The organism is Amycolatopsis sp. NPDC003865 (genome assembly GCF_053605345.1).
In genome coordinates this window covers 26,238-51,131 of the sequence record NZ_JBSGJA010000029.1, presented here as the reverse complement: position 1 = coordinate 51,131, position 24,894 = coordinate 26,238, and the positions used below count along the sequence as shown (strand labels likewise).

Here is a 24,894-nt window from a genome sequence, read left to right as displayed (position 1 = left end):
ACTAGGGCGGCCGCGTCCGAATCACGACACGTCGCATCTTCGTCAGCGGGCGAACACCGCCACGAGGAGCCGCCGGAGCTCGCGCCGACCGTGGTCGTCGAGCCCGGCCAGGACCCGGTCCTCGGCCTCGGCCACCTCGGGATCGAGGCGCGCGAGCAAGGTCATGCCCTCACGCGTCAGCGTGGCGGGCAGCGACCGCCCGGACGGCACGGTGGCGGGTCGCGTCACCAGGCCGCGCTCCTGCAGCTCCCGCACGACCTTGTTCATCGCCTGCGGCGACACCTGGGCCTCGCGGGCCAGTTCGGCATTGGACTTCGGCGACCGCGCCAGCATCCGCAGGCAGAGGTACTCCGGCGCCGCGAGATCCGCGGGCCCGAGCACGGTGGCGGCCACCTCGGCGCGCAGGGCCGCGGTGATCCGGTGCAGCAGGTAGCCGAGCGGCTCGTCGCGGAAGTCGTTCATGTCAACCATGTTGACATGTATCAACCTGGTTGAGACTCTGGGGTGCATGACGAACCCCTCCTTGTTCGACTCCGCCTACCGCCGCCAGGCCCCCGAGATGGGGCCGGGCCTGCGTCCGCCGTGGAGCCTCGGCGAACCGCAACCCGAGATCGCCGCGCTCATCGACGCCGGCCTCTTCCACGGTGAAGTCCTCGACGCCGGCTGCGGCGAGGGCGCGACGGCGATCCACCTCGCCGAGCGGGGCTTCACGACGGTCGGTCTGGACCAGTCACCGACGGCGATCGAGCTCGCGCGCGCGGACGCCGCCCGGCGCGGCTTGCCCGGCACCACCTTCGAGGTCGCCGACATCAGCGCGTTCACCGGCTACGACGGCCGGTTCGGCACGGTCCTCGACAGCACCTTGTTCCACTCGATGCCGGTCGAGCTGCGCCGCGGGTACCAGGAATCGATCGTGCGCGCGGCGGCGCCCGGCGCGTCCTACTTCGTGCTGGTGTTCGACAGCTGGAGCGTGCCCACGGGGCGGGTCCACCCGGTCTCCCCGAGGGAACTGCGGGAGGTGGTGGGCGCGTACTGGACGATCGACGAGATCCGGCCCGCCCGCATCCACGCCAACGTCGCCGAGAACTTCCCGGACTTCGCGGACTTCGCCGGCAGCGACGTCCGCGACGAGGGCAACGGCCGCAAGTCGGCGCCGGCTTGGCTGCTGTCGGCGCACTTGTCCTGACTCTGCCGAGGGACCGTGTCAGCGTAGTGGCCGTCCGGTGTCAGGACGGGAGGCGATCGTGGTTCCCGTGATCGGGTCATCGATCGCACTCGCCACCGGATGCGTCACCCCCAGCGGGGACGCCTGACTCTTCGGAGAGCACGATGCAGAAGCTCGACACCCCCGCCACCGTCCAGGCCCGCCCCGAACTGCAGGAAGCCGTCCAGGCGTTCGTCGACGCCGGGTTCGCCGGCGCCCGGGTGCGCGTGCACGACGAGCGCGGCGACTGGGCCGGCAGCGCCGGGGTCAGCGAGCTGGGCGGCACCGCCGGGCCGCCGGCCAACGGGCAGGCGTGGGCGGGCAGCGTCACCAAGACGTTCACCGCGACCCTGGTCCTGCAGCTGGTCGCCGAAGGCCGGATCGGGCTGGACGACCCGGTGGCCGGGCACCTGCCCGAGCTCGGGCTGGACGGGCGGATCACGGTGCGGATGCTGCTGCAGCACACCAGCGGCCTCTACAACTACACCGGCGAACTCGACGCCGGCGGAACGTTCGAAATGGGGCTCCCCTCCCACGGCAAAGCGTGGGTGGACAACCGGTTCCACACGTACCACCCCGAGGAGCTCGTGCGCTTCGCGCTGGCCCGGCCGGCGCGGTTCGAACCGGGGACCGACCAGAGTTACTCCAACACCAACTACACGCTGGCCATGCTGCTGATCGAGAAGGTCACCGGCCGCTCCTACGCCGAGCAGGCGCGGCAGCGGATCCTGGAGCCGCTGGGCCTGTCCGACACCGTGGTGTCGGCCACCTCACCCGACCTGCCCGGGCCGCACGCCCACGGCTACTACCGCTACGAGGACGCCGGCGAGTGGAAGGTGGTCGACGTCAGCCGCCAGAACCCGTCCCTGCTGGCCGGCGCCGGCGACCTCATCTCGACGGCCGAGGACCTCGGCACCTTCATCTCCGCGCTGCTGGGCGGCCGGCTCCTGCCCGCCGCGCTGCTGACCGAAATGCGCACCCCGCACGGGAAGCTCGGGCTCGGACTGGGACTCTGGGTGCAGGACCTGGGCCCGGACGGCGGCACCATCGTCCACCACAACGGGGGCGCCCCGGGAGGCTACGGAGCGCTGATGATCAGCACGCCCGACGGCGGCAAGACCTTGACCGCCACGCTGACCACCGGCGACACCGACCCCGCCGGGGTGTTCCCCGCGGCGTTGGGCGGGCTCATCAACGCGGTGTTCGGCCAGGCCGGGCCCGTCGGCTGAGCATCATCCCCGGGTACTGGTCGTGCCCTCCGGTACGGAGTCCGCCGCATGGTGCCCGGACGGCCGGAGCCGTCCGTTGAGGTCGGCTCCGGACCCGACCCCCTGCTGGTCGGGCACGAGTGCGGCACGCCGATCCGGCCCGTCGTCGTACTCGTGCTCGACCGCGGCGGTGAGGAGGGCCAGCTGCCGGTCGAGCGGGGGATGCCGGTCCGGCGGCGCGACCGTCTTGAGGTCGTGGAGCGCGGCCAGGATCCGGCGTGGGACCTGCGGCGAGGCGGCGCCGGCGAGCCGGAGTTCGTCGAAGGCGAGCCGCACGTAGCCGTCCCAGCCGAGCACGCGCTCGACCAGCCGTACGTCGCCGTTGTCGTCGGTGTGCCGGCCGGTCGGGAAGCGCCGGGTGGCGAGCTGGCGAAGGCCGTCGTGCAGGCGGTCGATCACCATGATCGCCGTGGTCGGGTCGGTGAACGGCTGGGCGATCCCGCGTTCGGCGATGTCGACGAGCTTGCGGAAGCCGTACGCGGGGTCGTCGCCGTGCGTGCGTTCGGCGGCGAGGACGACGAACCCGGCGAGCTGCGCGTGATCCGACCGGCCGGCGTCTCCCTCGATCCGGAACAGGGGCGCACCGGCGGGCACGAAGTCACCCATCATGGGAACCAGTTCGAGCACGCAGCCGGCGTCGCGAGCGGCGGCGACCAGGGCGGGGCGGTCGAGGTCGACCACGATCCCGGCCTCGGGGCAGACGACGACGTCGCGTGGGGTGGGTGCGGTGTCGCCGGCCTCGTAGAGCCGGTCGATCTGTTCGTGGAGGTGGTCGCCGACCAGGTCGATCAAGCCGGCCGCGCGCAGCGAGTTCCCGGAGTGGTGCATGTAGAGGAACAAGGTGGCGATGCTGGCCAGCATGAGCAGGTAGGCCACCAGGACCGTCAGGCCGGGCACGGTGCCGCCACCCCCGACGTCCAGCTCGCGCAGCGCCAGGATGGCGAAGGTGAAGGTCGAGGCGAACAGCCCGTAGGCGAATTGGCTGGCCCGGTCCTGCAGCAGGGCTCGCACGATCCGGGGCGAGAACTGGCCCATGGCGAGCTGCACGGCCACCGTGGTGATGGTCAGCACGAGCGTGGTCAGGGTGACCATGGCCGACGCGATCGTGCTGAGGATGGTGGACACCGAGTCCGGCTTGCCGGTGATGGCGGCCGGGACGATGTGGTCGCCGAACGCCCGGTCTATCGACACGGTGAGCACGGACAGCGCGATCGAAGCGAGCACCAGGAGCAGAGGGATGATCCAGAGTTCGCCTCGCAGGCGGTGACGGGCGCGCAGCGACAACATCGTCGACTTCCTCTCGGCGGGCGAACTGAGCCACGGTCAGTGGTCTGGCAGGCGCTTCGACCAGATGGCCTACCCGTGCCGGGTCGGGATAAACGCCGCCCGGCTCCTGGTTCGGCCGGAAGACGAAGAGAGCGCCCGGAACACCGGCCCACGGCCGCCGCGAGCGGGAACGCCAGGAACGAAACGAGCGCCGGCCGGCCGGAACCGGCCGGCGCGTCGCGGTCGGAGCGAGGAAGGCGAACGCGCTAGAACCAGTTGAGAGCTGAGAAGGAAGCACGCTCATGGCCTCGCCACCGCAGCCTATCCGGAAGATCAGGCCGGGATCAAACGGTTGAGCGTGTCCAGCGTGATCACCGACGCGGACTCCGGGAGCCCCTCCGGCCGCTCCAGTCCGACGTAGGTGATCGGCCCGTCCGTCCGCTGCCCCGGCGCCCACTCCGTCACCGTCGTCCCGGCCGCGCGCAGCAGGCCGACCAGGTACCGGACGGTCAGGTACTTCCGGCGCACCAGGCCGCGCACCAGTTCGCTCGTCGCACCGTGGTTGGTTTCGACCCGGTTGAAGCGCGGCGAGCCGGCCAGGTACAGGTGCAGCCACGTCGCGGTCCACGTGCCGAAGCTGTCACGGCCGAACACGATCGGCAGCGCGACGCGGCCGGTGCCGCGCAGGTCCGAGCGGGTCCGCACCGTGCGGGCTTCGAACGGCATCCCCTTCTGGGCCTCGTCGCGGATCATCCAGCCGAACACCGATTCGGCGACCGCGGTGAACCCCTCGCCCGAGTAGACGTTCACCTGCGGCACGACGTACGCGGCGTCGACCGGCGCGAGCGGGATGTCGATGAACTCCGTCGCCCCGTCCGGCGCGGCCGTGATGTCGCCCGAGTACACCGCGCCGCCCTTGCGGTAGTTCGTCCACGACACGTGGCCCGCGAAGCGGAAGTGCCGGTCCAGCAGCAGCGCGGACAGGTCGAAGTCGGTGGTGTCCTTCGCCTGGCGCCAGTAGGTGAAGAACCGCAGCACCTCGCCTTCGACGTGGCTGCGCGAACCCCTCGGCAGCACGGCGAAGCCGTCCTCGCTCGCCTTGCCCGACAGCGGCAGCGCCACGTCGAGCACGTCCGGGTCGACGACGAGCCGGTCGATCTTCGGCAGCCGGCCCGCGATCTCGGCGTCGATCAGCGCGCTGGCTCGCTCGATGACTTCGCGGCGCAGCGGCGGCCGCGTGTCCTCGGTGACCCAGGCCCGCCGTTCCCGCGTGGTGAACGCCCGGAACCCGGCCGGTTCGGCGCGGTTGCCCAGGTGTTCGCGCACCGAGCACAGCACGCGTCCCGACACCGGCCCGAGAACCGTGCCGACGATGTCGAGCAGGGCGTCCTGTTCGGCGGGGTCCGCCTGCCGCAGCAGCCGGTCCAGCGACCTCATCAGCATCCCCGGCGCGGCGCTGAGGACGCCGGCCGCCCGGACGACGTCGCGGTCGGCGAAGGCGGCCTCCGCGCGCCCGGCGATCGTCGGGACGGCCCGGTCACCGCGGGCGACGTCGAACACCGCACGCGCGCCCGGGCAGGCCGGGGTCTCGTAGGCGTGCAGGTACGTGCCGAGCCGCTTGAAGCGTTCGGCGAAGCGCTTGACGTCGCCGAGCTTGGCCTCGTCGCCGCCCACGACGCGATCGAGCTCGCCGAGCAGCACGCGCCGTTCACGCCGGCGGAAGCCGCGGAACCGCGTCGGGACGGCGAGGGTGACGTCTCCCCCGCTGGCCGCGCAGGCGGTGCGCAGCACGTCGACGACGGTGTCGGCGGCGACGAGCGGCCGCCCGGCGGCGAGCAGGACGCCGTTGACGACGGCCCGGTTCTCCCGCATCGGCACGGCGGTCAGCTCGACGGCGTAGCAGGTCAGCGCCAGCTCACCGAGCAGGGCCAGGCCGGCCTCCCCCAGCGGCGTGACCGATTCGGCGAGGGTCCGGTACAGCGCCTCGGTCTCCTCCTGGAGGGTCCCGCCGAGGTGCACGACGGTGACCCGGTCGCCGGCGGAGGCGATCAGCTCGTCGTGCGCGTCGAGCAGTTCGTCGAAGGTGTGCCGGTAGCGGCCGTAGCGGGGCAGGGTGAGCAGGTCGACCGCGCCGTGGTCGGTGCCGAAGGTCCCGCGCAGGCAGGACGCCCAGAACTTGACGGTGTCCGGGACTCCCCGCGGGAAGCGCTTGAAGTAGGAGTTGTGCTCGACGTCGTCCCCGACCAGCTCCCGGACCGCCCCGATGACGTCGACGGCGATGCCCATCGCCGCCCCGGCGCGCCGCGTGGCGACGTATTCGACCAGCGCGCGATCGGCCTTGAACCCGGCCGTGACGAGCACGGCGTCCATCTGCCGGGCGACGGCGGCGCCGTCCCCGGCCGGGGCGTCCGTGCGCGGGACGCGCAGGGTGTGGCGGATGATCGTCTGCAGCATGGTCTTGTCCTACGGTTCGTCCGGCGGGGCCGTCAACGCTTTATCGACGTGCTCATCCGCAGGATCAAGGCGACCGCGTCCGCCGGGAGGGCCGTCGGCGTCAGGACCTCCTGCAAGAGCAGGCCACGCATCGCGGCGATCGTGACGGTGGCCAAAGCCAGCGCTTCCCCGGTGTCGAGCCCTTCGCGTTCCGCGAGCGAGGCCAGCACCTTGGTCAGGTCGTCGAGCGAGTCGATGAACTCGCGAAAGTCCCCCGGGTGGTACGCGGCCAGCCCGGCGACGTGGAAGAAGCCGCGGACCCGCGACAGCTGCTCCGGGCGGGTGTAGGCCCGCCAGATCGCCACGACGAGGTCGTCGAAGGTGCGTTGCCGGGCGGAATCGAGCAGCGCCTCGTTGTCACGGGAACGCTGCTCCTTGAGCATGGCCGCCAAGACGCCCGGGAGTGACCCGAAGTGGTAGCGCAGGAGGGCGTGGCTGGTGCCGGCCCTGGCGGCGATCTCGCGCAGCGACACCTCGGGTGCGGGCAGGCCTTCGCCGAAGGCGTCGAGAAGCCGGGCGAGGAGACGCTCCCGCGCGTCGCCCTTGCGTTCCGTGCTTGACAGGGTCACTCCCGCAGTTTATCCATTGGAAAAGAAGAAGGGAACAACCCGATGAGCACCATGTGGCAGGGCTGCCTCGCCGACACCGACTATTTCGAGCTGCGGTCCGCCGGCGGCCACGACTACGGCGTCTGGGTCACCACACCCCCGGGCTACGACCCCGCCGCGACGCCGGCTCCGGCCGTGTACGTGCTCGACGGCAACTGGGCCGTCGGCATGACGGCTCCGCTGATCGTCACCCAGAACGACCCCATGCACCGGATCCGGCCCTACATCCAGGTCAGCGTCGGCTACGCCGGCGAAGACGCGCAGCACTGGGCACGGCTGCGCAACCGGGACCTCGTGCCACCCGGCGAGCCCATCGCCCAGGAGTTCGTCGACGCCGTGGAGACGGGAATCCGGACGGGCGCGATGACGCGCGAGGAAGCCGACGCCTACCTCGGCGAACTGCGCGAAACCCACGCCGACGCGTTCCTGGGCTTCCTCACCGGGGAACTGCACCCGCGGATCGAACGCGACTACGGCACGGCCGCGAGCGGTCACGGCCTCTTCGGCTACTCCTACGGCGGGCTGTTCAGCCTCTACGCCTGGCTCACCGGCAGCACGCTCTTCGAGAGCGTCGGGGCGGGCAGCCCGGGTGTCGTCGGTGAAGACAGCCAGGTTTTCGCGCTGCTCGAGGAAATGGGCGACAGCCTGCCGGCGGCCGAGCTGCACCTGACCGTCAACGACCAAGAGCTTCTCGGAGACCTGGCCGTCTACCAGAACCTCGCGAAGCACACGGCCACCGTGCTGCACCGCTTGACCGCCCGCGGCGGAGCTGTCACCAGTGCGGTCCTGCGGGAAACGCACGTGACCGGGCTGCAAGCGTCGTTCCTCAGCTATCTCAGGACTTGCCGTACGCACCGGTTCCCGCCGGCTCCGACCGGGCGTTAGGCTCGGCTTTCGGCCCGACTTGGAGGTGCTGTGGAGCGGCTGGTCCCCGACGTCACCGGGCTCGACCCCGTGCTGGCCCGCCGGTTGCTGACCACCGTCGCCTGCGCCGACGCCGATGACATCCCCAAGGTCGCGGACGCCGGCGAGTGCCGCGACCACGGCGGTGGCCGGGTGCAGGTCATGCACAACGGCCTGCTCGTCGAGGAAGGCGGCTACTACGGCGCCTGGATGACCGAGGCCATCCGCGCCCTCCGCGGCCACCACGAACCGCAGGAAGAGCTCGTCTTCCACCGCGTCGTCGAACGGCTCGCCGCGGACGGCGGGAACCCGGCCATGATCGAGTTCGGCAGCTTCTGGACCTACTACGGGCTCTGGTTCTGCCACGCCGTCCCCGGCGGTCACGTCGTCGCGGTGGAGCCGGACCCCGCCTACCTCGAGGTCGGCCGGCGCAACGCGGCTCTCAACGGCTACACCGGCCGGGTCCGGTTCGTCCACGCCGCCATCGGGGACCGGCCCGGCGAACCCCTGGCCTTCGAAGCCGAAAGCGACGGCCGGACGCACATCGTCCGGCAGTACGACCTCGCGTCCCTGATGTACGACGCCGAGGTGCCCCGGGCGGACCTGGTCCTGGCCGACGTCCAAGGCGCCGAAACGCTCCTGATCGAACGCGGCCGCGACATCTTCGACGCCGGCCGGGTGCGGTTCCTGATCGTCTCGACCCACCACCACTCCATCTCCGGCGACCCGCTCACCCACCAGAACGCCCTGCGCACCCTGCTCGACGCCGGCGCGCACGTCATCGCCGAGCACAGCGTCGGGGAATCCGCCAGCGGCGACGGCCTGATCGCCGTCTCCTTCGACCCGCGCGACAAGGACTTCACCGTTCCCGTCAGCCACGGCCGCTACCGGGATTCGCTCTTCGGCGAAGTCGAACACGACCTCGCCGCCGCCGAAGACCGCGCCGGGCACCTCGAGCGCGAACTGGCCCGCGTCAGCGCCGAACTCGACCGCCTCAGCCGGCGAGAGCCTGAGTGATCTGCCGGGTCGTCTGCGCCGCGACACGGGGATTCACGGCGGCGTAAGCGTTGTACGCGTTCAGACCGGTCGCCAACGCCCAGCCGCGGCCGCGCGTCCACGTGCGGTCGTCCACGTCGAGCGCCCCGCGGAACGTGGCTCGCGTCTCGGGTGACATCAGGGTGAACGCGATGATCAGGTCGCGGGCCGGGTCGCCCACGCCGAGCTCGCCGAAGTCGATGACCGCGCTCAGGCGGCCGTCCTTCGTCAGCAGGTTGCCCGTGTGGAAATCGCCGTGGAACCAGCTCGGTGTGCGGTCCCACCCGGCCGCGAGAGCGCTGTCCCACAGCTCGGCCATCGCCACCGTGTCGAACGCGTCGGCGGCTTTCCCGATCGCGCGGCGGGTTTCCGCGTCCCGGGCGGTGAGGGGGTGTCCGGTGAGATCCTCGGTCGCGTCGGCGTCGAACCGGTGCAGTGCGGTCAGGAACCCGGCCAGCGCACCGGCGGCCTCGTGCGAGCCGGACAGGGCTTCGACGGTCGCCACTTCGCCGTCCAGCCAGCGCGACACCGCCCACGGCCACGGGTAGCCGAAGTCCGGCTCGCCCACCCCCAGCACCGTCGGCACGGCCAGCGGCAGGTGCGGGGCGAGCCGGGGCAACCAGCGGGCCTCCTTGCCCGCCTGCTCGATCGCACCGGCGTGGCGCGGCAGCCGGACGGACAGTTCCTCGCCCAGCCGGTGGATCACGTGGTCGGAGCCCGCCGGTTCGTGCCGCCGCAACGGCATCCCGGCCCACTGCGGGAACTGCGAATCGACCAGCCGCCTCGCCAGCGCGACGTCGATCGCCGGGCCGGGTTCGACGGTCAAGGTCAGCTCCTGCGGGTCGCCACGATCTTCGCGGAGCATGCCCTGGTCCGGCCGGTCCGATCAATCGGTTATTCCGGGACCGCCACTCCCGCAGGCGCCAGCCGGACGCTCTTGGTGGACAGGTAGCGGCGGCGGTCGGTGACCAGGATCGACACGAGCGTGCCGACCAGCAGCCACGCGGCGAGCTGCGCGACTCCGGTCGCCAGGCCGGTGCCGTCGGTCGCCGCCGCGCGCAGCGCCAGCACGGCGCCGTGGGTGGGCAGGTAGCCGGCGAGCGTGTACAGCGGTCCCGGGAGCGTCGAGACGACCCCGGTCGCGCCTGCGAGGACGAGCACCGCGAGGGAGGCGATCCGGCCGGCGCGGCCGAAGATCGCCGTCGCCGCCTGGTTGAGGGCGACGAACGCCGAGGCCGCCAGCAGCGCGATCAGCACGAACCCGGCGGTGCCCGCAATGCCGAGCTTCAGCACCGGGACGGCGATCGCGGTGATGGCCAGCGCCGCGAGCGCGGCCGCCGTCGCACCGGGGATGGCCGCCCGCACGATGATCCGCCAGGTCGGTTCGCGTGCGGTGAGCACCGCGTCCGGGACGGCGCGGGTGACGATGTACGTCGCCAGCGCGAGCGCCCAGAGGGCCAGCGCGGCGAACAGCGTCAGGGCCAAGGTGCCGATCGGGGTGCCGTCGGTCACGGCGGTGCTGGGATCCGCGGCGACGGTCTTGAGGTGCGCGCGTTCGGCGTCGGTGTAGCTGGGCACCTGGTCGCGGCCCTGGTCCAGCTGGGTCGCGAGTTGCCGGGCGCCGTCGTCGACCTTCTTGGCGCCGCCGGTCAGCTGCCCGGCGCCGGACGCCAGCTGCCGCGCGCCCGAATTCGCTTGCCGGACACCGCTGTCGAGCTGACGCGCGCCGTTCGCGGCGGCCCCGATCCCGGCGGCGAGCTGACCCGATTTCGCGGCCAGCTGGGCGTTGCCGTCGGCGACCTTGCGCGCCCCGGTCGCGAGGGCCCGGATGGCGTCACGAGCCTTGACGGCGTTGGCGCGGACGGCGGCCTTGGCGTTGTCGATCTTCCCCGCGTCGGTCGCGAACCGGTCCGCGGTGCGGCGGAGGTCCTCGCAGAACGAGGCCGAGCCGCCGCCCGCGGCGCACTGGTCGGCCAGCTGCCGGAACTGCTTCGCGGCGTTGCTCGCCGACGGCAGCGCGTCGATCGCGGCGATGATCCGGTCGGCCAGCGGCACCACCGCGGCGGCGAGCTGTTCGTTGCCGTCGGCGACCTGGTCCGCGCCGGCCGCCAGCTGCCGGGTCAGCGCGGGCAGCTGCGCGGTGTCCCGCTCGGCTTGGGTGAGCCCGGACGCAAGCTCGCCGGAACCAGCGGCGAGCTGTGCGGTCCCGTCGGCGAGCCGGTCGGCACCGGTGCGCAGCCGGCCGGCGGCGTCGGCCAGCTGACCGGTCCCGCCGGCCAGCTGCCCGGCGCCGTCCGCCGCCTGCCCGACCTGCTGGTGGAGGGTCGTGAAGCCGACGTACACGTTGTCCAAATAGGTCTCGACGACCTGCTGGTCCAACGTCCGTTGCGTGGCCTGGGCGATGTGGTCCGCCAAGCCGGGATCGCCGACGCCGGCGGCGTCGGACGTCCGCACCCGCAGCTGCGCCTGCCGGGCCTCGAGGGGTTTGGCGGTGGCGCTGGAGGTGGCGCGGGCGGAGAAGTCCGCGGGGATCGTGACCGTCGCCGCGTAGCTGCCGTCGGCGAGGCCGGCCGCGGCGTCGGCGGCGTCGGTGAGCACCCAGTCGTAGGGCGAATCTTCGCTGTGCGTCAGGTATCCGGCGAGCTGACGGCCGAGCGGGACGGTCCGACCGTCGACCTGGACGGGCTCGTCGTTGTTGACCACGGCCGCCTTCGCGGTGCCGTGGTTGGCGTCCGGCGTCCAGAACGCCCAGGTGAGCAGGCCCATGACGAGCAGCGGCACGGCGATCAGGCCGGCCCAGGTCCGCCAGGTCAGCGGGCCCGTGGCCAGAGCGCGAGCGGAGTTGGCGAACGGCTTCAGCATCAGGAAACCTCGACGGGCTGGGCTGCGGTGAGGGCGAGCAAGTGGGTGGCGCCGCCGGGCAGCAGGTCCCGGATGCGCTCGGGGTCCTGGCAGGTCAGCACGAACGTGGTGCTCCCCCGCTCGGCGAGCACGGCGCGCAGCCGGTCGCGGGTGCCGGGGCGGAGCACGAGGTCGACGTCGTCGACGACCACCAGCTCGGCGTCGCCGATCCGCCGCACGGGATCCTGCTCGTCGCGGCACGGCACGACGGCGACGTCGCGGCGCAACGCGTGCGTGTGCTGCGGCAGGACGCGCCCGAGCACCTTGAGGTCGCCGGTGAACTTCGTGACGCGCCCGGCCAGTGTGTACAGCAACGCGGTCTTGCCGCACGCGCCCGCACCGTGCAGCACGAGGACTCCCCCACGCGGCAGGCGCACGTCCACCCCGGTGTAGACCGGGCGCCCGCGGTCGTCCTCGAGGCGCAGCTCGCGGGCACTGACCGCTTCGTCGCTGCCGGGCCAGTCCGCGAGCCGCAGTTCGCGCACGAGCGCGTCGCCTTCGGCGTCGAACACCGGCAGCGCCCGGTCCAGCTTCGGCGGCAGTCCCCAGGCGCGGCGGCCCAGCAACGCCAGCACCGCGGGCACCAGGGTCATGCGGACGACGAAGGCGTCGATGAACACCCCGACCGCGAGGCTGAACGCGATCGGTTTGATGGTGGCGCTGCCTTCGGGGACGAACGCGGCGAAGACCGCGAACATGATCACCGCGGCCGCGACTACGACCCGCGACGCGGAAACGAACCCGGACTCGATCGCGTGGTGCGGGTCGCCGCGGTGGACGTAGTCCTCGCGGATCCGCGAGACGAGGAAGACCTCGTAGTCCATCGCGAGTCCGAAGAGGACACCCATGAGGATGATCGGCAGGAAGCTGATCACGCTGCCGGTGTGCGTCACGCCGAGGGCGTCCGCGAAGTGCCCTTGCACGAACACGAACGACGTCGCACCGAACGCCGCGGCGACGGAAAGCAGGTACCCCGCGGTCGCCTTGACCGGCACCCAGATCGAGCGGAACACCATGGCCAGCAGGATCAGCGAGAGGCCGACGACGAGGATCCCGAACGGCAGCAGCGCACCGCCCAGCTGCGCGGAGACGTCGATGCCGACCGCGGTGATGCCGGTGACGGCCGTCTGCGTGCCGTAGGCGTCCAGGAAGTGCGGCTCCAGCGCGCGCAGCCGGGCGACGAGGTCGTCGGTCCGCGCGGAGTCCGGCGCGGTGGCCGGGACGACCTGCACGATCCCGGTGTCGCCCTTGGGGTTCGGGGTGGCGAGCGGCACCGACGCGACGCCCGGCACGTGCCGGATCTCCTCGGCGATCTCGTTCATCAGCCCGACGGGGTCGGTGCTGGTGATGATGTCCGCCGTGACGATCAGCGGGCCGTTGTAGCCCGGCCCGAAGTGCTCGCTGACGACGTCGTAGGTGTCCCGCGCCGGGCTGCCGTGCTCCTCGGTTCCGTTGTCCGGCAACGCCAGCCGCAACGACGTGGCCGGGATCGCGCAGACAGCCAGCCCCGCCACCACGACCAGCACGGTGACCAGCGGCGCCTTGGTCGCGAGCCGGACCCACCCGCGCGCGATCCGCGGCTTCGGGCGGCGCCGGGTCCGCCGCGGTTTCGGGGCCCGCGGCCGCAACCGCCTGCCGGCGAAGGACATCAGGGCAGGCACCAGCGTGACGGCGATCGCGACCGCCAGCGCCACGGCGACCGCGGCGGCGACGCCCATGGTGGTCAGGAACGGGATGCCGGCCACCGCGAGGCCGAGCAGGGCGATCACGACGGTGAGCCCGGCGAAGATGACCGCCGACCCGGCGGTGGCCGTGGCCCTGGCGATCGACTCCTCGACGTCGAGGCCCTCGGCCAGCTGGTCGCGGTGCCGGGAGAGCAGGAACAGGGCGTAGTCGATCCCGACGGCGAGCCCGATCATCACCGCCAGCATCGGCGCCGTCGACGAGATCGGCGTGACGAGTGTGGCCAGGAAGATCAGCCCGACGGCGACGCCGACCCCGAGGACCGCGGTGACCAGCGGCATCACCGCGGCGATCAGGGACCGGAACATCAGCACCAGGACCAGCAGGGCGATGACCAGGCCGATGCCCTCGGTCGGGCTGAGCTTCGGCACCCGGTCGGAGAACGCGTCGCCGCCCGTGTGGACCTTCGCGCCGGTGGCCGTCCCGAGGTCCGCGGCGATCGCCGAGAGCTGCGTCCTGGTGACCGGGTCGACCTGCGCGAGCTGCACCTTCAGCGGCACGGCGATCAGCGCCGCCCGGCCGTCGCCGGACACCGCGCCGGTGACGCTCCGGTCGAACGGGTTCACGACGGTGGCGACCTGATCCAGCTTCCCGATCCGGGTCACCGCCTGCGCCACGGCCGCGCGGTTGCGCGGGGTGTCGGCCTTCGCGCCTTCCGGCACCACCAGCACCAGCTGCGCCGACGTGCCGCTGACCTCCGGGAAGACGCGGCCGAGGTGGTCGAGGGCGCCCTGCGATTCGGAACCCGGGATCTCGAACGCGTCATCGGTGCCCTGGTTGGCCAGCAGCGCGGCCCCGCCGGCCGCCGCCAGCACCACCACCCACAGCGCCAGCACGAGCACGCGCGCCCGGGCGGCGGCGCGGCCCAGCCGGTACAGGAACGACGACACGAGGACTCCCAGCTCTTCGGATACGTCGTGTATCGTAATGCAGTATGTATCCGATACACAGTGGATCTCGTCACTCCGCCGGGTGAGACGGGGAAAGTAAGGTGACCGGCATGGCGACGACCAGCGCGGACATCGGCGGTCCGAAGCGGATGACCCGGCGGCGCGCCGAGACCCGGCGCCGGGTCATGGCGGCCGCCTACGAGGTGTTCACCGAGCTGGGCATCCGCGATGCCCCGGTGGAGCTGATCTGCGAACGGGCCGGCTTCACCCGCGGCGCCTTCTACTCCAACTTCGCCAGCAAGGAGGAGCTCTTCCTGGCGATCTACGAGGAGGAGATGCGGGACCGCGCCGAACGGCTGCGCGTCGCCGTCGAGGAGGCGGCCGGCGGGGCCGGACCGGGTTCCGTCGACGAGGTGCTGCGGCAAGCCGGGTTGTTGTTCACGGGGTCACTCGCCGCCGACGAGACGTGGTACCTGCTCAACGCCGAGTTCCGCGCGCAGGCGATGCGGCAGCCGGAACTGCGCGAGCCGGCCGCCGTCGCGGAGGGCCGCTTCCACGACGAGCTCGCCGAAATCCTGCAGAGCCTGCTCGGCCGGCTCGAGCTGCGGCTGACCGTCGACCCGCGCAGCGCCGTCGTGACGATCGTGGCCCTGTACGAGACGATGCTCCAGCGCGCGATCCTCGACGCGCTGCCGGACCGGGCCGACAGCCGCTACCTGACCGACGTCCTCCCCCGGCTGTTCACCGCGCTGGTCGAACCGGGCCGGTGAGGTGACCGGCGAGCTCGCCGGACCGCGCCGAAGGGGATCCTCGACCGCGGCCGCCGGGCGGCCCGACGAAAGTCGGGGGCGGTTCCCGACGAAAGTCGGACGCGCGCCCCCGCCGATTCGTCCCGATCGGGCGGGAACGGGAGGCCGTGGCCGATTGGTCCGCGGGCCATTCGGCGGAATCGCCGCGGGGGTGGACGGCATCAATTGCTTATCCCCCTTCGAAAAGGGATCCCCGGTGGTCCGGGGACTGTATAAACAGGACACCCATGGGTCCCCACCGTCCGCAGGAACTCCTCCAGGAGGGCTCAGTGCGCCGTCCACCCCGAAGAATCCTCGCCGTCGCCGGTTTCGCGGCACTGGCGTTGACCACCCCCGCGCTCGCGGCCACCGCATCCGCCGCCACGGCCACCGTGCACCCGACGGCACGCGTGTGCGCGCAAGCCGCGAAACCCGGCATGGCAACGTGTTTCGCCGAACGCCAGACCGACACGATGCGCGCCGCGCTAGCCCCGGACGCCCTGCCGAGCGGGTTCGGGCCGTCCGGGCTGCGTTCCGCGTACAACCTCACCGCGAGCGGCAGCGCGTCGGCCACAGTGGCCATTGTGGACTCCAACGACGACCCCAACGCCGAGAGCGACCTCGCCACCTACCGGTCGACCTACGGCCTGCCCGCCTGCACCACGGCGAACGGCTGCTTCAAGAAGGTCAACGAAAACGGGCAAAGCAGCCCGCTGCCGTCCGCGGACAGCGGCTGGGCCGGCGAGATCTCCCTCGACGTCGACATGGTCTCGGCGATCTGCCCCAACTGCCACATCCTGCTCGTCGAAGCGAACCAGCCGAGCATGGCGGACCTCGGCACCGCGGTGAACACCGCCGTTTCGCTGGGCGCCAAGTACGTCTCCAACAGCTACGGCGGCGGTGAGGACGGCAGCGAACCCTCCTACGACGCCAGCTACTTCCACCACCCCGGCGTCGCGATCACCGCGAGCACCGGCGACAACGGCTACGGCATCAGCTACCCGGCCTCGTCGCAGTACGTCACCGCCGTCGGCGGCACGTCCCTCACCCAGGGCGGCGGCACCCGCGGCTGGACCGAAACCGCGTGGAGCGGCGCGGGCAGCGGCTGCTCGACCAGTGTGGCGAAGCCGGCGTTCCAGAACGTGACGACCGGGTGCGCCAAGCGTGCCAACGCCGACGTCTCCGCGGTCGCCGACCCGCAGACCGGCGTCGCGGTCTACCAGACCTACGGCGGCAGCGGCTGGGCCGTCTACGGCGGCACCAGCGCGTCCGCCCCGATCATCGCGTCGGTCTACGCGCTCGCCGGCACCCCCGGCGCGTCCGACACCCCCGCCGCCTACCCCTATTCGCACACGGGCAACCTCTACGACGTCACTTCCGGCAGCAACGGCAGCTGCTCGACGACCGTGCAGTGCAAGGCGGGCGCCGGCTGGGACGGCCCCACCGGGCTCGGCACGCCCAACGGGACCGCCGCCTTCACCGCCGGGACGTCCTCCGGCGGCGTGACCGCGGCGAACCCGGGCAACCAGAGCGGCGTCACCGGGACGGCGGCGAGCCTGCAACTGTCGGCGTCCGGCGGCAGCGGCGGCTACACGTGGACCGCCACCGGCCTGCCCGCCGGGCTGTCGATCGGTTCCTCGGGGCTGATCTCCGGCACGCCGACCACCGCGGGGACGTATTCGGTGACCGCCACCGCCAAGGATTCCGCGGGTGCCACCGGCAGCACGACGTTCTCGTGGACCATCACGTCCCCGGGTGGCGGCGGCTGTTCGGGCCAGAAGCTGGCCAACCCCGGCTTCGAAAGCGGCGCGACGGCGTGGACCGCGTCCAGCGGCGTGATCACCACGTCCGCCGACGGTGAGGCGCCGCACGCCGGCACGTACCTCGCCTACCTCGACGGCTACGGCAGCACGCACACCGACACGCTTTCGCAGCCGGTGACCATCCCGAGCGGGTGCCACGCGTCGCTGAGCTTCTACCTGCACGTCGATTCGGCGGAGACGACGACCTCGACGCAGTACGACAAGCTGACGGTCAAGGCCGGGTCGACGACGCTGGCGACGTATTCGAACCTGAACAAGGCGACCGGCTACCAGCAGCGCACGGTCGACGTCTCGGCGTTCGCCGGGCAGACCGTGACGCTGACGTTCACCGGCACCGAGGATTCGTCCCTGCAGACGTCGTTCTGCATCGACGACACGGCGGTGACGCTGAGCTGAGGGCCCGGAGCGAGGTAGACAGTCCTCAGTGGACGGTCTACCTCGCTCAGCGGGCCGCCCCCAGCGACCCGCGGTACCAGTCGGCCGCTTCGGCGAGGCGCGGGCCGAAGCCCGGGCCCGGGGAAACGCCCGTCAGTTCCCAGATGCGCGTGCTCTCGTACCAGTGATCCCGCGTGAGCAGGGAGTACTGGTGGTCGGTCAGCCCCGGGAGCGCGGCGCGCGTGCGGGCCCGGTGCTCGGTCAGCGTGAGGTCCGCGACCGGGACCGGGAGGCCGAGCAGCTCGCACACCGCGGTGATGAGGCCACGCAGCGGGACCGGGTCGGGGTCGGCCACGTGGAAGACCTCACCGGCCCCGCCGGTGCCGGGATTGAGCGCCAGCACCGCGATCGCGGCCGCCAGATCGGCGACGGCCACGAGCGAGGTGCGGGCGGCGCCGCCCGCGGCCCACGCGGGGACGGCGCTGATCCAGCGGGCCAGCGCGGGCACGACGTGCCGGTCACCGGCACCGTGGATCAGGTGCGGCCGGAGGACGACCCCGCCGGCGGCGAGGACGAGCCGCTCACCGGCGAGCCTGCTGCGGCTGGTCGCCGACGCCGGGCCGGTGACGAGGGCGGACCTCGGCTCGGCGGGGCCGGTGTGCGGGCCCGGATCCGCCGCCGCGCCTTTGCGAACGGCCGGACCGGACACATCCCACGGCCCGCCAAGACCGGTTGCCGAACCCGCCCCGGCTCCCGGCCAGCCACGGCCAGCCGCCGAACCAGCACCAGCTCCCGGCCAGCCACGACCACTCACCGAACCGGCCCCGGCTTCCGGCCCACCACGACCAGCCACCGAGCCAGCACCGGCTCCCGGCCAGCCACGACCAGCCACCAAACCAGCACCGGCTCCCGGCCCATCACGACCAGCCCGCCAACCAGCTCCAGCTCCCGGCCCATCACGACCAGCCCGCGAACCGGCTCCAGCTCCCGGCCAGCCACGGCCGGCCACCGAACCGGCCTCGCCCCCGAGGCCGCCCCGACCGGCCGGTGAACCCGGGTCCGTCCCCAGAGCGGACCCGGTCCCCCTTCCCCTGTCCGCGGCCCCGGGTTCCGGCGCCCCCTGGTGGATGCCGTCGCGGTAGACCGCGCACGTGCTCAGGTACAACACCTCCGCCGTGCCCGCTCGGCCGGCCTCCGCCAGGAGCTTCGCCGTGCCGTCCTCGTTGACGGCCGTGCACAGTTCCGCGTCGCCCCCCACCTGCGAAGCGAGGTGCACCAGCGTCGTGATGCCGGTGCACAGCCCCACCATGCCCGCCGCGTCGGTGACGTCGCCGCGCCAGGTCGTCACCCCCGCGTCCGTCATCCACCCCGGCACGGGGCGGCGGGCGAGGACGCGGACCCGCGCGCCCTCGCCGCGGGCGACCAGCTCGCGCAGCACCGCCGTGCCGACGAAGCCGGTCGCGCCGGTGACCAGCAGGTCCGGCTCACCGGCTCTCACGACAAGTGCATTCCCAGGGTGCCGCTCGCGGCCGTGGCGCCCTTCTGCCGGATGTCCACCCGGACGGTGCGGGTGCGGTCCGGCCCCGCCGGGGCCGCCTCGACCACCAGCAGGCACTCGGAGTCGAACTCCACGTACGAGCCGAAGGTGAAGTCCGCACGCTCGGGCAGCGCGTACGGGTCGCCGATCGCCAGCAGGGCCGCCTGCCGCGCCCCCTCGATGAGCACCATGCCCGGCACGTGGTCGACCGGGTGGTCGAAGAGCACCGCGTGGTCCGGGTCGAAGCGCAGCGCCCACGTGCCGTCCGTCGGCGTCGCCGCCAGCAGGACGTCTTCCGCGCGGTCGCGGCCGACCGACGCGGGCGCCACCGCGGCCAGCGCCGCGGCCTGGAACGGCGTCGCCGCGAAGTGGTCGCCCCGCACCCGGCGGTAGACGGCCGAGGACACGCAGCGCCAGCGCTCCGACGCCGTGCCGATCCGCCGCCCGTCGCGGAAGCACTCGAAGTCCAGCCGCATGCCGCCGACGCTCTTCCCCCGGAACTCGACCTCGTGCGCGGTGACCCGCAGGACCACGTCGACCGGGCGGCCCAGCGTGGCCAGCCCGGTCTGCTCGACCGCGTACTCCTTGTGGTCGGACAGGAAGCTGTGACTGAGCGGCACGCCGTAGGCGCGGTGCGCGATCAGCAGCGCGGCCTGGCGGATCGTCTCCGCGTAGAGCATCGGATCGTGGAAGACGGGCGTCCGCGGCCCGAAGAAGCTGTGCCGGCGCGGCCACTGCGCGCCGACTTCGAACCGGCCTTCGCCGAGGATGTGCAGGTCGGTGACGAAGACTTCCGAGACGGCCGCGCGGTGCACGAGGCTCCGCGGGATGGTCTGCTGGAAGTCGACCGAAGTCGCCGACGGGATCGCGTTGATCTTCGTTTCCGGTATTTCGCGCACAGACTCCTGCAACAGCGTGCCGCCCATGACGGTCCTCCTAGAAAGTTCAACCCCAGTACCCCAGTACTCCCCCGCTTCAGTTTTAGCGGAACAGGTCACCTAAAACCATACCAACCGAGCGGTTTTTTTAAGTGGCTTTCCCAGGTCGGAGGACGTAGACTGTCCTCCGGACCGGGAGGTACCGCCGAATGGTCTACTGTGGACTGATCGGCCGGAGCGAGAGGGGCTGGGCGTGGCTCGCCAAGAGCGTGCGGAGCAGACACGGAACGCGATCCTCGAGGCGGCCGCCTCGCGGTTCGACGCCGTCGGCTTCCTCGGCGCCAGCCTCTCGGACATCCTCGCGGAGGCGGGTGTCACGAAGGGTGCGCTTTACTTCCACTTCAAGTCGAAGGAAGACCTCGCCGACGCCCTGATCGACGAGCAGTTCACGGTCTGGGACCCGCTCGCCGAGATCGACGACCCCGGGTTGCAGACGGTGATCGACCTGACCCAGGGGATGGCGGCCAGTCTGCAGTCCGACGTCCGGGTACGGGCGAGCATCCGGCTGGTCATCGAGCAGGGATCGTTCATCGCCCCGGCCGGCGACGCGTACAAGCGCTGGATCGACACGATCCACGGCTGCCTGCTGGCGGCGAAGGCCGCGGGCGATCTGCGCAAGGAGATCAACGCGCACGACCTGGCGATGTTCATCCAGGCGTCGTTCACCGGAATCCAGCTGAGCTCGCAGGTCCTGACCGGCCGGTCGGACCTGATCGAGCGCGTGACGTTCATGTGGACCACGATCCTGAGCTCGGTGGTGCCGCCGCGGCGGCTGCACCGGTTCGTCCCGGAGGGGACGCAGCAGGTGACGGCCGCGGTCTGAGGTTCCGCGGAACGGGACAGGTGCCGGGGCCCCGAGCCGGCCCGCTCAGGTGCGCGCCGGGCGGGTCGCCACCGGCTGATGGGACAGCTCCAGCAGCCGCCACAGCTTGCCCAGCATCACCGCCAGGTCGCTGTCCGGGACCACTATCCGGCTCGACACCACCGACTCCAGGCCGACGCACGTCACGACCACCAGCAGCTCCGCGGTCTCGATCGGCACGTCCGTGCCCAGTTCCCCGCCCGCCAGCGCTTCCGCCACGTACTCGTGCACCTGCGCCAGCCACGCCCGGGAAAACCCCACGAACCGCTCGTCCGCCGCCCCCATCTCGCGGGCCATGCGGAAGCTCGCGCCCACCTTGGGGTCCGTGTCGAGCCAGCGCATCAGCGCCCGGCTCAGGTCCGCCAGCCGCGGCAACGCCGGGCGCGGGACCGCCGACTGCCGGTTCACGTGCTCGCGCAGCACCGCCGTCGCGGCGTCCTGAACCTCGTCGCAGATCTCGTCCTTCGACGAGAAGTGGAAGTACAGGCCACCCTTGGTGACCCCCGCCGCCTGCGCGATGCCCACCATGCTGGTGGCCGCGTACCCGTCCCGGTGCAGCAGCTCGGCCGCGGCCTCCAGCAACAGGCGCCGCGTCTGTTCCGAGCGTGCCTGCTTGGTCACCGTCGGTCCCCTCCGCTCGAGCCGTCCAGCGCGGGAGTCCCGCGCTTCCCGGTCATGGTTACATACCAACCGCCCGGTTTACAACTGGGGTAACCCCAGAAAACCGCCTCGCACAAGGAAGTTGTCAACTCAGGATAGAACAAACCGACCGACCTCCCGGTTTTGTCTTGAAAACCGGGAGGTCGGTTTAGTACGCTGCACTGGCAGGACCGGACATTGGGGCGCTGGAGGACAACACTGGGGGCGCCGGGCCGGGCAGATCCGATCGACGCGGACACCGGAGGGCACTGGAAATGGACTACGGGATACTGGGGCAGATCAGAGTCGGGGGGCGGCCCGGCGTGAGCGCCCCGCGGGCACGCAAGATCGAAACGCTCCTGGCCGTGCTGCTGGTCAAGCGCAACCAGGTCGCGACCACCGAGCACCTGATCGGCGAGCTCTGGGGAGAGCACCCGCCGGCCAGGGCGAGTGCGGCGCTGTACGTCTACGTCTCGCAGCTGCGGAAGCTGCTGCGCGGCACGGGCGACGACGCCGACGACAGCCCCGTCGTCACCAGCCCGCGCGGCTATTCACTGGTCGTCACCGGTGACGAGCTCGACGCCGACCGCTTCACCCGCCTCTACGAGCGAGGCCGGACCCTGTACTGGGACCGCAACTACAAGGAGGCCGCGAAGGTCCTGCGCGAGGCCGCGAACCTGTGGCGTGGTGAGGCATTCGGCGGCTTCACCGACTCTCCCGACGTCCAGGCCTACGCCGCGCTGCTGGCGGAAAGCCGGCTGGAGTGCCTGGAACTGCTGATGGAAACCGAGCTGCTGATCGGACGGCACCGCGAGGTCGTCGGTCAGCTCTCCGCGCTGGCGAAGGAACACACGCTGCGCGAGACGTTCTACGAGTACCTGATGACCGCCCTGCTGCGCTCGAACCGCCGTGCGGAAGCTCTCGAGACCTTCGCTTCCGCCCGGCAGCACCTGGTTCAGCAGCTGGGCATCGAGCCCGGCACTTCGCTGCGGAAGCTGCACCACAGCATCCTCGTCGGCGAGCTGTCGGACGCGGTCTGACCAGGCCCGCGTCCGGCGCTCAGCGGCCCGGTCCTCCGCCACCAGCGGGGACCGGGCCTCTTTCAGTTCCGGTAGAGGGAGACGACGGGCGAGCCGCACGCGGCGGGCTCGCCGTACCAGCCGCCCCAGCGACTGTCGAGCGCCAGCTCGGCCAGCTCGGCCATGAGGTCCAGCTCCGACGGCCACACGTAGCGCAGCGGCACCCGGGCGTCGGCCAGGAACAGCGTCTGGCGCGCGCAGTCGTGCCCGGTCACCAGCGGGTGCTCGGCCCAGCGGGCCGGGTCGGGGTGGTAGCCCTGCACGACGAGGGCGCCACCGGGCCGCAGCAGCGCCGCCAGCCGGCGGACCGCGCGCACCTGTTCCCGCTGCACGAGCAGCCGGGAAAGGGCGTCCGAACCGGTGTAGACGACGTCGAACCGCCCACCGGGCGGGCTGTCGAAGGCAGCTTCCGCGACGGCGTACCCCAGCTCCGCGAGCTGGTCCGCCACCGGGCCCGCGCTCAGGACGAGCACGCGCGGGCGGTGGGCCACCCGGTCGGCGACCTCGGCGAGGAACGCCGCCGCGCCCGCCGGGTCGGCGGCCAGCGGGGCGGACCACGCGTCGAGGCTCACGGCCGGGTTCTCGGCGATGCGGATCGGCATCGGGGCCCCCCTCACTTCACGGACTGGTCGGATGCTCTCTACGCAGAGTGCCCGACCGACCTAAAGTCGACCTTGCGCACGCGAGAGGCGGCCCGTGCTCGGGGGCACGGGCCGCCTTCGCCACCGCGGGGGAGTCAGCCGCGGGCGCGCTGGTGGAACTTCCGGATCGCGAGGTACGCGGCACCGGCGGTGATGGCGACCCACCAGGCCACGGCCAGCCAGCCGGTCGAACCCAGGTCCGTGCCGTTCACCAGGCCGCGGACGGCGTCGATCAGCACCGTCACCGGCTGGTTGTCCACGACGGCACGCAGCACCGACGGCATCGACGCCGTGGGGACGAGCGCGCTGGTGGCGTAGGGGACGAACACGAGGATCATGCCCAGGCCGCCCGCGCCCTCGACGGTCTTGGCGATCGACCCCAGCAGCGTGGCGAGCCAGAACACGCCGGAGGCGAAGAGCACCAGCAGGCCGATCGCGCCGAGCCAGCCGAGCACGCCGGCCGCGGGGCGGAATCCGACGGCCAGGCCGACCGCGACCATCACCACGAGCGAGATCATGCTGCGCAGCACGCCGGAGACGACGTGGCCCACGAGCACGGCGGGGCCGGCCATCGGCATCGAGCGGAACCGCTCCACCAGGCCCTGCGTGAGGTCGGCGGCGACGCCGACCACGGTCGACGTCGCGTTGAAGCCGATGCTGATGACCACCAAGCCGGGCACCAGGTAGTCGATGTAGGCCATGCCCGGCAGGTTGATCGCGCCGCCGAACATGAAGCGGAACAGCAGCAGGAGCACGACCGGCAGCGACACCGCCTGGATCAGCATCTCGGCGTTGCGGGCGATGTGCTTGACGTTGCGCCCGATCAGGACGCGGCAGTCGGACAGCGCCAGCGCGAACGACGAGCGGCTCGGGGTGTCGGAGAGCGGCATCCCCTCGACCTCCCTGGACAGAGTCTGGGTCATCGCTTCTCTCCCGCGGTTCCGGTAAGGGTGTGGAAAACGTCGTCCAGGGTCGGCTCGGAGAGCTCCAGCCCGGTGGTCTCGAGGCCGGCGTCGGCGACCTGGTTGAGCACCCGCCGGACTTGGGCGGGCTGGTCGATCGCGACGCTGACGGTGTCGTCGGTGAGCACGCCGCCGGTGACGCCGTGCGCGCGTACCGCTTCGGCGGCGGTGGCGAAGGTGAGCTTCAGCCGCTCGGTCCCCACCTTGCGCTTCAGCTCGGCCGCCGTGCCCTCGGCGACGACGCGGCCCTTGTCGATCACCGCGATCCGGTCGGCGAGCTGGTCGGCCTCCTCGAGGTACTGCGTGGTGAGCAGGATCGTGGTGCCGCCGTCGAGCAGCTCGCGGATCGCGTCCCACATCGCCGAGCGGCTGCGCGGGTCGAGACCGGTGGTCGGCTCGTCGAGGAACAGCACCGGCGGCGAGGTGATCAGGCTGATCGCCAGGTCGAGCCGGCGGCGCATGCCGCCGGAGTAGGTCTTGACCGGGCGGTCGGCGGCTTCGGTCAGGTCGAACTGCGTGAGCAGCTCGGTGGCGCGGCTCTTCGCCGCGGGCGTGGCCAGGTGGAACAGCCGGGCCATCATCTCCAGGTTCTCGCGGCCGGTGAGCAGCTCGTCGACCGCGGTGTTCTGGCCGGTGAGGCCGATCTGCTCACGCACCTTCCGCTTGGGGCCGGCGAGGTCGTGGCCGTTGATCGTCACGGTGCCGCCGTCGGCCTCCAGCAGGGTGCTGAGGATCCGCACCGTCGTGGTCTTGCCGGCGCCGTTCGGGCCGAGCAGCGCGAACATCGTGCCGCGCCGCACGCTCAGGTCGACGCTTTCCAGGACGTCCACGTCGCCATAGGACTTGCGCAGCCCCCGTGCTTCGATCGCGTAGCCGGTGACCATGGGATACCTCTCCTCGTTCGGATCAAGATCGTGGTGGAGCACGGGAAACTCTCCC

The 24,894-nt window shown here is 71.9% G+C and carries 22 protein-coding genes and 1 pseudogene; 8 read left to right on the top strand and 15 right to left on the bottom strand.

All coding sequences use genetic code 11. The features are described from left to right. Positions 1 to 42 precede the first annotated feature (42 nt). The gene (locus tag ACWEVP_RS43755; protein ID WP_452068496.1) at positions 43 to 462 is read right to left on the bottom strand and encodes a MarR family winged helix-turn-helix transcriptional regulator; all 420 of its coding nucleotides are present in this window, start codon (positions 460 to 462) and stop codon (positions 43 to 45) included. 46 nt (positions 463 to 508) lie between these two features. Here ACWEVP_RS43755 and ACWEVP_RS43750 point away from each other — a divergent pair, with 46 nt between their 5' ends. Both ACWEVP_RS43750 and ACWEVP_RS43745 read left to right on the top strand, forming a co-directional pair. Continuing rightward, entirely contained in the window at positions 509 to 1,186 is a 678-nt protein-coding gene (locus ACWEVP_RS43750) for a class I SAM-dependent methyltransferase (RefSeq protein ID WP_452068495.1), read from the top strand. Between the two features lie 143 nt (positions 1,187 to 1,329). Beyond that, positions 1,330 to 2,433, top strand: a complete 1,104-nt coding sequence (locus ACWEVP_RS43745) for a serine hydrolase domain-containing protein (protein WP_452068494.1) — start codon at positions 1,330 to 1,332, stop codon at positions 2,431 to 2,433. 3 nt (positions 2,434 to 2,436) lie between these two features. Here the strand turns inward: ACWEVP_RS43745 and ACWEVP_RS43740 are convergent, their stop codons facing one another. The 3 genes from ACWEVP_RS43740 to ACWEVP_RS43730 form a co-directional block, all read right to left on the bottom strand. Beyond that, entirely contained in the window at positions 2,437 to 3,759 is a 1,323-nt protein-coding gene (locus tag ACWEVP_RS43740; protein WP_452068493.1) for a DUF2254 domain-containing protein, read from the bottom strand. Between the two features lie 312 nt (positions 3,760 to 4,071). Further along, a complete protein-coding gene (locus tag ACWEVP_RS43735; protein WP_452068492.1) occupies positions 4,072 to 6,192 on the bottom strand; it encodes a hypothetical protein in 2,121 nt (706 codons plus the stop codon). Positions 6,193 to 6,224: 32 nt separating this feature from the next. Continuing rightward, positions 6,225 to 6,800: a TetR/AcrR family transcriptional regulator gene (locus tag ACWEVP_RS43730; protein WP_452068491.1), complete on the bottom strand. Its 576-nt coding sequence runs from the start codon at positions 6,798 to 6,800 to the stop codon at positions 6,225 to 6,227. A 42-nt stretch (positions 6,801 to 6,842) separates the two neighbouring features. On the opposite strand from ACWEVP_RS43730, the gene ACWEVP_RS43725 reads away from it, so the two are divergent. Further along, complete coding sequence (locus ACWEVP_RS43725; protein WP_452068490.1) at positions 6,843 to 7,724, top strand: alpha/beta hydrolase; 882 nt, start codon at positions 6,843 to 6,845, stop codon at positions 7,722 to 7,724. Between the two features lie 30 nt (positions 7,725 to 7,754). Further along, a complete protein-coding gene (locus tag ACWEVP_RS43720) occupies positions 7,755 to 8,759 on the top strand; it encodes an FkbM family methyltransferase (RefSeq protein WP_452068489.1) in 1,005 nt (334 codons plus the stop codon). Here the strand turns inward: ACWEVP_RS43720 and ACWEVP_RS43715 are convergent. From ACWEVP_RS43715 to ACWEVP_RS43705, 3 genes are read right to left on the bottom strand one after another with little or no spacing between them, the layout of a single operon-like run. Then, complete coding sequence (locus tag ACWEVP_RS43715; protein ID WP_452068488.1) at positions 8,737 to 9,642, bottom strand: aminoglycoside phosphotransferase family protein; 906 nt, start codon at positions 9,640 to 9,642, stop codon at positions 8,737 to 8,739. The two genes, ACWEVP_RS43720 and ACWEVP_RS43715, sit on opposite strands and share 23 nt — an antisense overlap. A 29-nt stretch (positions 9,643 to 9,671) precedes the next feature. Continuing rightward, complete coding sequence (locus ACWEVP_RS43710) at positions 9,672 to 11,639, bottom strand: YhgE/Pip family protein (protein WP_452068487.1); 1,968 nt, start codon at positions 11,637 to 11,639, stop codon at positions 9,672 to 9,674. Continuing rightward, entirely contained in the window at positions 11,639 to 14,311 is a 2,673-nt protein-coding gene (locus ACWEVP_RS43705) for an MMPL family transporter (RefSeq protein ID WP_452068486.1), read from the bottom strand. Before ACWEVP_RS43705 ends, ACWEVP_RS43710 begins: the two co-directional genes overlap by 1 nt. 110 nt (positions 14,312 to 14,421) lie before the next feature. Here ACWEVP_RS43705 and ACWEVP_RS43700 point away from each other — a divergent pair, with 110 nt between their 5' ends. Together ACWEVP_RS43700 and ACWEVP_RS43695 are read left to right on the top strand one after the other, a co-directional pair. Then, positions 14,422 to 15,081: a TetR/AcrR family transcriptional regulator gene (locus ACWEVP_RS43700; RefSeq protein WP_452068485.1), complete on the top strand. Its 660-nt coding sequence runs from the start codon at positions 14,422 to 14,424 to the stop codon at positions 15,079 to 15,081. 308 nt (positions 15,082 to 15,389) lie between these two features. Continuing rightward, positions 15,390 to 17,318: a putative Ig domain-containing protein gene (locus ACWEVP_RS43695; protein ID WP_452068484.1), complete on the top strand. Its 1,929-nt coding sequence runs from the start codon at positions 15,390 to 15,392 to the stop codon at positions 17,316 to 17,318. A gap of 46 nt (positions 17,319 to 17,364) precedes the next feature. Here ACWEVP_RS43695 and ACWEVP_RS43690 read toward each other — a convergent pair whose 3' ends face one another. The 4 genes and pseudogenes from ACWEVP_RS43690 to ACWEVP_RS43675 form a co-directional block, all read right to left on the bottom strand. After that, positions 17,365 to 18,006, bottom strand: a complete 642-nt coding sequence (locus ACWEVP_RS43690; protein WP_452068560.1) for a hypothetical protein — start codon at positions 18,004 to 18,006, stop codon at positions 17,365 to 17,367. Between the two features lie 101 nt (positions 18,007 to 18,107). Beyond that, positions 18,108 to 18,296, bottom strand: coding sequence for a hypothetical protein (locus ACWEVP_RS43685; RefSeq protein WP_452068559.1), 189 nt, complete (start codon positions 18,294 to 18,296; stop codon positions 18,108 to 18,110). 136 nt (positions 18,297 to 18,432) lie between these two features. Next, a pseudogene (locus ACWEVP_RS43680) lies at positions 18,433 to 18,795 on the bottom strand (NAD-dependent epimerase/dehydratase family protein); the annotation flags it as partial. Then, entirely contained in the window at positions 18,792 to 19,760 is a 969-nt protein-coding gene (locus ACWEVP_RS43675; protein WP_452068483.1) for a ScbA/BarX family gamma-butyrolactone biosynthesis protein, read from the bottom strand. The gene ACWEVP_RS43675 and the pseudogene ACWEVP_RS43680, both read right to left, overlap by 4 nt. Before the next feature lie 205 nt (positions 19,761 to 19,965). Here ACWEVP_RS43675 and ACWEVP_RS43670 point away from each other — a divergent pair, with 205 nt between their 5' ends. Continuing rightward, entirely contained in the window at positions 19,966 to 20,595 is a 630-nt protein-coding gene (locus tag ACWEVP_RS43670; protein WP_452068482.1) for a ScbR family autoregulator-binding transcription factor, read from the top strand. Positions 20,596 to 20,640: 45 nt separating this feature from the next. Here ACWEVP_RS43670 and ACWEVP_RS43665 read toward each other — a convergent pair whose 3' ends face one another. Then, positions 20,641 to 21,255 carry a ScbR family autoregulator-binding transcription factor gene (locus ACWEVP_RS43665; RefSeq protein WP_452068481.1) on the bottom strand — a complete coding sequence of 205 codons (615 nt, stop codon included), beginning with the start codon at positions 21,253 to 21,255 and terminating at the stop codon, positions 20,641 to 20,643. A gap of 341 nt (positions 21,256 to 21,596) precedes the next feature. Here ACWEVP_RS43665 and ACWEVP_RS43660 point away from each other — a divergent pair, with 341 nt between their 5' ends. Next, a complete protein-coding gene (locus ACWEVP_RS43660) occupies positions 21,597 to 22,313 on the top strand; it encodes an AfsR/SARP family transcriptional regulator (RefSeq protein WP_452068480.1) in 717 nt (238 codons plus the stop codon). 62 nt (positions 22,314 to 22,375) lie between these two features. Here ACWEVP_RS43660 and ACWEVP_RS43655 read toward each other — a convergent pair whose 3' ends face one another. The 3 genes from ACWEVP_RS43655 to ACWEVP_RS43645 all read right to left on the bottom strand — a co-directional run bounded on the left by ACWEVP_RS43655 (position 22,376) and on the right by ACWEVP_RS43645 (position 24,839). Continuing rightward, on the bottom strand, positions 22,376 to 22,954 hold the full coding sequence (locus tag ACWEVP_RS43655) for a hypothetical protein (protein ID WP_452068479.1): 579 nt from the start codon (positions 22,952 to 22,954) through the stop codon (positions 22,376 to 22,378). A 134-nt stretch (positions 22,955 to 23,088) separates the two neighbouring features. Then, positions 23,089 to 23,916, bottom strand: a complete 828-nt coding sequence (locus tag ACWEVP_RS43650; RefSeq protein WP_452068478.1) for an ABC transporter permease — start codon at positions 23,914 to 23,916, stop codon at positions 23,089 to 23,091. Beyond that, positions 23,913 to 24,839 carry an ATP-binding cassette domain-containing protein gene (locus tag ACWEVP_RS43645; protein WP_452068477.1) on the bottom strand — a complete coding sequence of 309 codons (927 nt, stop codon included), beginning with the start codon at positions 24,837 to 24,839 and terminating at the stop codon, positions 23,913 to 23,915. The genes ACWEVP_RS43650 and ACWEVP_RS43645 overlap by 4 nt, the downstream gene beginning before the upstream one ends. Positions 24,840 to 24,894 lie beyond the last annotated feature (55 nt).

Excerpts from the sequence above, each read along its gene's own strand:
- ACWEVP_RS43755 (WP_452068496.1), bottom strand. The coding sequence starts at position 462 with ATGAACGACTTCCGCGACGAGCCGCTCGGCTACCTGCTGCACCGGATC.
- ACWEVP_RS43750 (WP_452068495.1), top strand. The coding sequence starts at position 509 with ATGACGAACCCCTCCTTGTTCGACTCCGCCTACCGCCGCCAGGCCCCC.
- ACWEVP_RS43745 (WP_452068494.1), top strand. The coding sequence starts at position 1,330 with ATGCAGAAGCTCGACACCCCCGCCACCGTCCAGGCCCGCCCCGAACTG.
- ACWEVP_RS43740 (WP_452068493.1), bottom strand. The coding sequence starts at position 3,759 with ATGTTGTCGCTGCGCGCCCGTCACCGCCTGCGAGGCGAACTCTGGATC.
- ACWEVP_RS43735 (WP_452068492.1), bottom strand. The coding sequence starts at position 6,192 with ATGCTGCAGACGATCATCCGCCACACCCTGCGCGTCCCGCGCACGGAC.
- ACWEVP_RS43725 (WP_452068490.1), top strand. The coding sequence starts at position 6,843 with ATGAGCACCATGTGGCAGGGCTGCCTCGCCGACACCGACTATTTCGAG.
- ACWEVP_RS43715 (WP_452068488.1), bottom strand. The coding sequence starts at position 9,642 with ATGCTCCGCGAAGATCGTGGCGACCCGCAGGAGCTGACCTTGACCGTC.
- ACWEVP_RS43710 (WP_452068487.1), bottom strand. The coding sequence starts at position 11,639 with ATGCTGAAGCCGTTCGCCAACTCCGCTCGCGCTCTGGCCACGGGCCCG.
- ACWEVP_RS43700 (WP_452068485.1), top strand. The coding sequence starts at position 14,422 with ATGGCGACGACCAGCGCGGACATCGGCGGTCCGAAGCGGATGACCCGG.
- ACWEVP_RS43675 (WP_452068483.1), bottom strand. The coding sequence starts at position 19,760 with ATGGGCGGCACGCTGTTGCAGGAGTCTGTGCGCGAAATACCGGAAACG.
- ACWEVP_RS43655 (WP_452068479.1), bottom strand. The coding sequence starts at position 22,954 with ATGCCGATCCGCATCGCCGAGAACCCGGCCGTGAGCCTCGACGCGTGG.
- ACWEVP_RS43650 (WP_452068478.1), bottom strand. The coding sequence starts at position 23,916 with ATGACCCAGACTCTGTCCAGGGAGGTCGAGGGGATGCCGCTCTCCGAC.
- ACWEVP_RS43645 (WP_452068477.1), bottom strand. The coding sequence starts at position 24,839 with ATGGTCACCGGCTACGCGATCGAAGCACGGGGGCTGCGCAAGTCCTAT.